The organism is Oleiphilus sp. HI0117 (assembly GCF_001635235.1).
Genome location: NZ_LWGA01000156.1, coordinates 1 through 819, shown reverse-complemented (window position 1 = coordinate 819; position 819 = coordinate 1). Strand labels below are relative to the sequence as shown.

The 819-nt window shown below is 43.0% G+C and carries 1 protein-coding gene; it reads right to left on the bottom strand.

The window, feature by feature from the left end:
- The coding region (locus A3757_RS02120) for a C39 family peptidase (RefSeq protein ID WP_197469659.1) at positions 1–510 on the bottom strand (510 nt) is incomplete at its 3' end.
- Positions 511–819: the final 309 nt, after the last annotated feature.

The window sequence follows — 819 nt, the reverse complement described above, 5'->3', positions numbered from 1 at the left end:
AGGGTCAGCAATAAAAACACGCCCATCCTTGATTGTCTTAACAACCACGAAATGCTTAAAGCCTGCGTAATGTATTGGCACGATAGCTGGATGATCCAGCTCAATCAAATCCTTTAACTCAGCCTTGAAGCCCCCAGCCGGAAAGCCCAGCGCGGTTACCAAACGCTTCATATCCAGCATTGAAAAGCCTCGACGCTCAACGATTCGCTCATTTTCACCGTAGTGAAGCAAACCTTCCATCACCTGGCGTTCTTGAAAGTTGCGCCCAAGATAATGCTGCAATACAGTCGTTAATGCTGCAGATCCACAGCTATAGTCATACGCCTGCCTAACAATATTACGGTATAAAACGCTAGATAAAGGTTCGACAACAGCTCTTTCTCGAACAAACGATTCACCCTCATTTAGGGCGACAGTATAATGCACGATCCCATTCGGCTGAGGTTCGATATCTTTAAATTGATGCACCAGATTCAAAAGAAGTATTGATGCTGTTGTTACAAGAACCATATTTCCATTTGCCTTAGGTTTCCGTTAAGTTTTTCCGCTTTCTATGCCGAAAAAATTATTACGTAAAGATACATTAATTACTTGAAAGGGAAAGATAACCAGTGCTCAAAATATGCTGAGACTAACCGGAACACCAATGATAATGCTCATTCTCTTAGAAAGGCCTTAATTGCGCCCAACATTGTTTCACCGATGCCAGACAGAAAAAAAGAGGCTTCACGCCTCTTTTAGATTTAGAATTTTTCTATCTCGGCGGCACTGACCGCCATTTCCTGGTAATTCCGATAATCAACTGCTCCGATGCTGGAG